Source organism: Novosphingobium sp., from assembly GCF_041915465.1.
Taxonomy (GTDB): Bacteria; Pseudomonadota; Alphaproteobacteria; order Sphingomonadales; family Sphingomonadaceae; genus Novosphingobium.
The window spans coordinates 24914-31119 of record NZ_JAYSBK010000030.1; the positions used below are offsets into that span (position 1 = coordinate 24914).

The window sequence follows — 6206 nt, forward strand, 5'->3', positions numbered from 1 at the left end:
CTAATCCAGAGTCCTGATTTTGACCGAAAGCTTGCCTTCGGTGTCAATCGTGAGCTCGTTGAAGCACGGAGGAGTGCTACGCAAGCGCTGAGACAGGGTTCCGGCACCAATAATGCGAATGGACTGGCCGTTCACTTCGACGGTGCGGTCGAAGGGGTCGTGGACATGCCCCGAAAGCACCGCCGTGGCCCCGGCCCGCGCAAGCGCTGCCAAGGCCGCCTGGCCTCCCCGGGTCGATGCGGTGGAATGGGTATTGGCCTCAACCAGCGGGTGATGGCACGCGACCAGTTTCAGCGCCTTCGCCGAATTGTGCGCCAGGCCATGGAGTGCGGCGTCAAGATCGCGTTCCCGCACCCGGCCCTTTGACCAGTTGAGACGAAGCTGCGCGCGCGCGATGGTCTTGAGCGGGATCACTGCGACCTGATCGAGTTCCAGATCCCGCTCCACCGCCGCTTCAAGCGCCCGATAGCGCGCGTAGGGGCGGGTCAGACGGCGCAGCATATGGTGGTAATAGGGCACGTCGTGATTGCCCGGCTCCAGCGTCAGCGGCACCGGGATCCGCGCCAGCCACTCCTGCGCTGCGGCAAATTCGCGCGCACTGCCGCGCATGGTGAGATCGCCCGTGCAAATCACGCCCGCCGGGCCTTCCCGCGTCACGGCGTCAAGGAACCAGGCGAGTGCATCGCGGTCTTCGTAACCGAAATGCAGGTCGCTGACGTGAAACAACGTGATCGCTTGCGTCATGCCGACTCTCTAGACCTTGCCGGTCAGAATCAGCCAGGCCGAAACCGCATTGACCGCACTGTAGCCGCCATAGAACCAGGCCCAGCCCGAAGCCCCCTGCTGCACCATCAACAGCGCGCCGACCAGCATGAGGAATTCGACCGTCAGGCTGAACTTGCCGCCCAGCAGGTGGAAGAACCACGGCACCCGCCCCAGCATCGGATGCTCGCTGGCCAGCACGGCCTTGTGCAACGTGAAGTTGCCGATGCCGAGCAGGAAAACGAGAAACAGGGGCATTGCCCCTCTCTAACGAGGCGGACGCGCGGGGGGAAGGCGTGTCGTTCGTCCCTTCAGCCGGCGCCGTGCGCCGTTCGTCGGGGCGGCGCGCCCTTTGTCGGGCGGAGCCGCAAGCCGGTCGAGCGGCAGATGGTTTACGTTACGGCACGGGCTATCTGGAGTTCAGACGCGGTGCCATCCAGTCCCCAAGAAGAAGCCCCCCGGCACCGCGTCACTGGAAGTGACGAGAAGGAGAAACCCCATGCGCAAGATTCTGATGACGACGATTGCCCTGGCAACCCTTGCCGCTGCGCCGGTAGCATATGCCCAGAGCGAAATGACGCAGACCGCAGCCGTGCGCTATGCCGACCTCGACCTGTCGAGCAAGGCCGGCAAGCTGGAACTCGAACGCCGCATTTCGGGCGCAGAGCGCCAGCTGTGCAAGAGCGAGCGCGAAGTCGGCAGCCATTTCAGCAACCGTCATGAAGTCGCAACCTGCAAGGCGCAGGTCCGCGCCCAGGTCAACACCGCGATCTACGGCTGAAGCCGATGACCAAGGCCGCCCTGCTCTGCAGGTTGGGCCCGGACCGGAGGAGAGACCGGTCCGGGCCTTGTCTTATCGGGCCGGCCCTGGCCTATCGGGCCAGACATGTGCACTTCGGGCCAGAAATGTGCACTTCGGGATCGGGTGAGGCTCGAGTCGGCGCGATTCAGCGCCCGGCCATGGCCTTGGCGCGGGGCAGGTAGGTCCGCCCGATTCGCACGGCGCTGCCATCCTGCAATTCCGCAGACCAGACGCCCAGGCCATCGTGCCGCAGCCCGGTGATCCGGTCGCGCCGCAGGATGGTCGAACGATGAAGCCGAATGAAACGTTCGGGATCGAGTCGCGCTTCGAGGCCCGACACGGTCTGCAACAGCAGATAGCTCCGCTCGCCCACATGGAGCCGCACATAGTCGCGCTCGGCGTCGATCCGGTCGATGTCGGCGGCGGCAATGCGCAGCAGTTCCGAGCGATAGGGCACCCAGAATTCGGTCAACCAATCGCCGGTGTCCACCGGCTTGCCGCCACGCCGGGCAATCGCGCGGGCCACCGCCCGTTCGAGCCGTTCGGGAGTGACGGGTTTCAGCACGTAGTCGACCGCCTCAAGATCGAAGGCTTCGACCGCAAAATTGTCGTGCGCGGTCACGAAGATCACTGCCGGGGCATTTTCGGACTTGCTCAGCGTCCGGGCGACCGCCAGCCCGTCGAGTTCGGGCATGGTCATGTCGAGCAGCACCAGGTCGGGCTCGAGCGCGCCAATCTGGCGCAGTGCGGCGGCACCATCGAGCGCGGTCCCGGTAACCTCGATCGACGCGATATCGCGGCAGATCACCTGCATCCGCTCGATCGCCAGCGGTTCGTCGTCGACGATCAGGGTGCGCAGCGGGGCAGACGGGGTTGGGGCGATGTCAGGCATGGCGTTCCAGCGGCAGATGGATAGTGGTGCGCCAGCCGCCCGATGGCAGCGGACCCGAGGCAAGTTGAGCGGTATCGCCATAGCGCGCGGCCAGCCGGTCGCGGACGTTGGCAAGGCCGATGCCAAAGCCGGGTAGGCCCGAATCCGCCTTGCCTGGGCCGTCGTCGCTGACTTCAAGCACAAGCCGCCCCGCTTCCTCGCGCGCGGTGATCGCCACGGTCACCGGTCGGATCACCGGCGCAACCGCATATTTGACCGAGTTTTCGACCAGCGGCTGGAGGATCATACCCGGCACGCGCGCTTCGTTGAGATGCGCGGGCAAGTCGATCCGTACCACCAGCCGCTCGGGGAAGCGCACCGCCTCGATCTCGAGGTAATAGCGCTGCAGCTCGATTTCCTGGTCAAGCGCGACATCGCCGGTCGGATCGCCGGCCAGGCTGCGGCGGTAGAAATTCGACAAGGTCTGGATCATCTGTTCGGCCGCCGCGCTCTTGCCGGTCATCACCAGCGCCGAGAGCGAATTGAGCGTGTTGAACAGGAAGTGCGGATTGACCTGGTAGCGCAATGACCGCAGCTCGGCTGCTTTGGCCGCACGGCGGTATTCACCCTCGCGGCGCTCGGCAGTGCGGGCCTGCTCGGCATTGACCAGCGCGTAATAAAGCGCCGCCCAGGCCAGCAGCAGGAAGTAGCGGCCCAAAGCGACGTCGGTCAGCTGACGCCAGCGATTGTCGTCGCGGGTGGCCTTGTCGATCGTCAGCGGAGAAGCAGTCGGCTCTGCGGATGCCGCCGGCTGGGCCGGTGCGGCTGCGGCCGGAAGCGCCGGCGGGGCGGCCGGCGCGGTGCTCGGCTTGGTATCGGTCGCCCGCGGCGCGGGAACCGGCACCGGCGCCGGCGGGGGCTGCGGGGTCGGAATCGGATCGACCAGCAGGTTGCCCGATTCATCGCGGCTGACGCGCAAGCCTTCGCGCTCGGCGATCTTGGAGACGACCTTGTTCTCGATCCCGGCAAAAACCCACTGGTTGATTGCCGCCAGCAGCAGCGAGGCCGGCAGGGCGATGGCCAGCACCGCCACCGATTTCTGCCACACCGGGCGCGGATCGAGCAGGCGCAGCACGGGCCACAGGGCGACCGTCACCCCCATCGAGGCGAAGGTCACGATCAAGCGGCGCCAGAACAGCGCATCGAGCAGTTCAAGCCCGACCAGCCAGCCGCGCAGGGTGGCGAGGACCAGATAGGTCACCCACATCGCCGCGATCGAGGCGAGGATGATGCGCGCCGGCACGCGCGGTATTTGGCTTTCGACCTGGTCCATCAGACCGCAAGCGATAGCGTCCCTGCCCCACCGGTGGCCAGCAGCTTCGTCGAGGCGCAATGGGCGTTGGTCGATGGACTATGGTTGGAAATGGGGGGCGTATCCGCCCCCCCCCCGAAATCAGCCCAGCAGGTGCTCCTTGGCGATCTTTTCCTTCCATACCAGCGGCGCGAGCTGGTGTACGTTGTTGCCTTCCGAATCGACCGCGACCGTCACCGGCATGTCTTCGACGGTGAATTCGTAGATCGCTTCCATGCCAAGATCCTCGAACGCGATCACCTTGGCTTCGCGAATGGCGCGCGCCACCAGGTAGGCCGCCCCGCCAACCGCCATCAGGTAGGCCACCTTGTGGTCGGCGATCACCTTGGTCGCGCCCTGGCCACGCTCGGCCTTGCCGATCATGGTCAGGAGGCCAAGCTGGCACATCATGTCGGTGAAGTTATCCATGCGCGTCGCCGTGGTCGGCCCGGCCGGACCGACGACTTCGCCCACGATCGGATCGACCGGGCCGACATAGTAGATCGCCCGGCCCTTGAAATCGACCGGAAGTTCCTCGCCCTTGGCGAGCATGTCCTTGATCCGCTTGTGCGCGGCATCGCGCCCGGTCAGCATCTTGCCGTTGAGGAGGAGCCGGTCGCCCTGCTTCCAGTTCTTCACTTCTTCGTGCGTCAGCGTGTCGAGGTTGACCTTCTTCGCGGCCGAATCCGGCGCCCAGTGCACTTCGGGCCATTCGTCGAGCTTGGGCGTTTCGAGGAACGTCGGCCCCGAACCGTCGAGCGTGAAGTGCGCGTGGCGAGTCGCGGCGCAGTTGGGGATCATCGCGATCGGCTTACCCGCAGCATGGCACGGCGCGTCCATGATCTTGACGTCGAGGATCGTCGAAAGCCCGCCCAGCCCCTGCGCGCCGATGCCCAGCGCGTTGACCTTGTCGAAGATCTCGATCCGCAGCGCCTCGATGTCGTTCTGGGGGCCGCGCTCCTTCAGCTGGGCCATGTCGATCGGCTCCATCAGCGCCTTCTTGGCCAGCAGCATGCAGTGTTCCGCGGTGCCGCCGATGCCGATGCCCAGCATCCCCGGCGGACACCAGCCCGCGCCCATCTGGGGCAGCATCTCGATCACCCAGTCGACGATGTTGTCGCTCGGGTTCATCATCTTGAACTTCGACTTGTTCTCGCTGCCGCCGCCCTTGGCCGCGACGTCGACCGAAACCTTGCTGCCCGGCACCATGTCGACGTGCAGCACGCAGGGGGTATTGTCGCGGGTGTTGCGGCGGGTGAAGGCCGGATCGGCCAGGACCGAGGCGCGCAGCTTGTTCTCGGGATTGAGATAGGCGCGGCGCACGCCTTCATCGACCACGTCCTGCAGCGACTTGTCCGATTCGAGCCGGCAATTCTGGCCCCACTCGATGAACACGTTGACGATACCGGTGTCCTGGCAGATCGGGCGGTGGCCTTCGGCGCACATCCGGCTGTTGGTCAGAATCTGCGCAATCGCGTCCTTCGCAGCCGGACCCTGTTCCGCCTTGTAGGCTTCTCCCAGCGCGCGGATATAGTCCATCGGGTGGAAATAGCTGATGTACTGCAGGGCATCGGCCACGCTTTCGATCAGGTCTTCCTCGCGGATTGTCACCATCTCGGCCATCGTTCGCTCCATCGGGTGTGTATAGGGATCGCACGCCCCTTAGGCCGGTGGCATTTCCCCGTCAAAGCCCTTGGCGCGCGCGGGAGCTTGGCCTAGAAGGCAACGGATTGCGCCACCGTGTTATCTGTGCAATACAGTGGCTCCAAAGGGTTCACCGATGACCGTTACTGCCGAACATCCCGTTACCAATCAGTCTTCCGTCGCCCGCAGGGCCATGATCGACAGCCAGCTGCGCGTCAGCGGGGTGAACGAGGAATGGGTCCTGGCCGCTTTCGCCAGCGTGGCGCGCGAAGATTACGTGCCCGCCGCCGCGAAGGGCCATGCTTACATCGACCGCGCGATCCCGCTAGATGGCGGCCACGCCCTGCCCGCACCGCTGGTTCATGGCCGGATGCTGAGCGAAGCGGCCCCCACAGCGCGGGACAAGGCCCTGCTGGTCAGCTGCGGTAGCGACTACCTCGCCGCCTTGCTGCGCCCGCTGGTCGGCTCGCTCGACGTGGTTTCCGCCGCGGATGCCGCCGCATTCAAAGGCAAGGGCGATTACACCCTGCTGCTGATCGACGGCGCGATCGAGCAATTGCCCGAAGGCCTTGCCGCAGCACTGGCCGAAGGTGGCCGGATCGTCACCGGGCTAGCCCAGGATGGCGTCACCCGCATTGCCGCCGGGAAAATGATCGGCGGAAAGGCCGCGTTGCTGCCGCTGGCCGAAATCGGCATCCCGGTGCTGGGTGAATTCGCCGCGCCGAAACGCTGGAGCTTCTGAATATGGTCAATACCCGGCGCGCCGCGCTGATGCG

The 6206-nt window shown here is 65.5% G+C and carries 7 protein-coding genes; 2 read left to right on the forward strand and 5 right to left on the reverse strand.

Annotated features, from left to right (window positions below; translation table 11 throughout):
- A complete protein-coding gene (locus ACE3SN_RS07395; protein ID WP_374528857.1) occupies positions 1-744 on the reverse strand; it encodes a metallophosphoesterase in 744 nt (247 codons plus the stop codon).
- 9 nt (positions 745-753) lie between these two features.
- Positions 754-1020: a hypothetical protein gene (locus ACE3SN_RS07400; RefSeq protein ID WP_374528858.1), complete on the reverse strand. Its 267-nt coding sequence runs from the start codon at positions 1018-1020 to the stop codon at positions 754-756.
- Positions 1021-1261: 241 nt separating this feature from the next.
- On the opposite strand from ACE3SN_RS07400, the gene ACE3SN_RS07405 reads away from it, so the two are divergent.
- The gene (locus ACE3SN_RS07405; protein WP_374528860.1) at positions 1262-1543 is read left to right on the forward strand and encodes a UrcA family protein; all 282 of its coding nucleotides are present in this window, start codon (positions 1262-1264) and stop codon (positions 1541-1543) included.
- 166 nt (positions 1544-1709) lie between these two features.
- Here ACE3SN_RS07405 and ACE3SN_RS07410 read toward each other — a convergent pair whose 3' ends face one another.
- The 3 genes from ACE3SN_RS07410 to ACE3SN_RS07420 all read right to left on the reverse strand — a co-directional run bounded on the left by ACE3SN_RS07410 (position 1710) and on the right by ACE3SN_RS07420 (position 5409).
- Positions 1710-2456, reverse strand: coding sequence for a LytR/AlgR family response regulator transcription factor (locus ACE3SN_RS07410; protein ID WP_374528862.1), 747 nt, complete (start codon positions 2454-2456; stop codon positions 1710-1712).
- Positions 2449-3768 (reverse strand): sensor histidine kinase, encoded by a 1320-nt coding sequence (locus ACE3SN_RS07415; protein WP_374528865.1) that lies wholly within the window; start codon positions 3766-3768, stop codon positions 2449-2451. The genes ACE3SN_RS07410 and ACE3SN_RS07415 overlap by 8 nt, the downstream gene beginning before the upstream one ends.
- 120 nt (positions 3769-3888) lie before the next feature.
- Positions 3889-5409 carry a fumarate hydratase gene (locus ACE3SN_RS07420; RefSeq protein ID WP_374528867.1) on the reverse strand — a complete coding sequence of 507 codons (1521 nt, stop codon included), beginning with the start codon at positions 5407-5409 and terminating at the stop codon, positions 3889-3891.
- A gap of 157 nt (positions 5410-5566) precedes the next feature.
- Between ACE3SN_RS07420 and ACE3SN_RS07425 the strand changes: the two genes are divergently transcribed.
- Positions 5567-6172, forward strand: a complete 606-nt coding sequence (locus ACE3SN_RS07425) for a protein-L-isoaspartate O-methyltransferase (protein WP_374528870.1) — start codon at positions 5567-5569, stop codon at positions 6170-6172.
- The last annotated feature ends 34 nt before the right edge of the window (positions 6173-6206 follow it).